We start from the raw sequence: 625 nt of genomic DNA, 5'->3' as shown, positions 1-625 counted from the left end.
GTGCTCCTTCTGCGCGTGTGCTGCCGCCTGTAGGCTGTCGCGGCTCTTCCGGCGGAAGGAACTCTCCGACAAGGCGTATGGCTTTTCAGCCTGGACCTCACGGTACGGCGGGCCTCCGACATTGCGTCGAGGAGCCGGGGATCGTGGGGATCAGAACCGTCTGACCACTTGTGCAGAAGACTACGCCTGGTTCGAACAGATTTTCGACAACACGCCGGTTGGGCGTGTCGGACTTCCGCACACCCGGGAAGCCGCCGTCACCGGCCGCGCGGCTCCAGACGCCCCACGCCGTGGCGACGGGATTCGGGGACGTCCATGTCGGCGCAGAGCGCGAGCCAGATATCGCGCGGAGGCACCCCGGCTTCGAGAGCCTCGAGCGCCGTTCGTCCCCCCATGCCGGAGAGCACGAGGTCATTCACCAGAGAAGAGGCTCGGGCATGGAACTCGGCGTCGACGGCGCGCAGGAACTCACTGCGTCGCATAAGGGTGATCTCCGAGTGTCAGCGGAGCGAGAGCTCGGGCTCCACGGAGGCGACCAGGTCGTCCGGGACCACGTCGGGGAAGACCTGAATGCCTTCGAGCACCGAGATGCGGTCCCCGACCTCGCGCATGATCGTGGAGATGG

1 protein-coding gene is annotated in these 625 nt (G+C 66.2%); it reads right to left on the bottom strand.

The features are described 5' to 3' along the window. Nucleotides 1-257: 257 nt before the first annotated feature. Entirely contained in the window at nucleotides 258-482 is a 225-nt protein-coding gene (locus B2W79_RS17005; RefSeq protein WP_060921072.1) for a DUF3046 domain-containing protein, read from the bottom strand. Nucleotides 483-625 lie beyond the last annotated feature (143 nt).

Source organism: Microbacterium sp. UBA7513 (assembly GCF_002478345.1).
Taxonomy (GTDB): domain Bacteria; phylum Actinomycetota; class Actinomycetes; order Actinomycetales; family Microbacteriaceae; genus Microbacterium.
The sequence above is the reverse complement of the archived record's forward strand: the minus strand, read 5'-3'. Positions and strand labels throughout refer to the sequence as shown.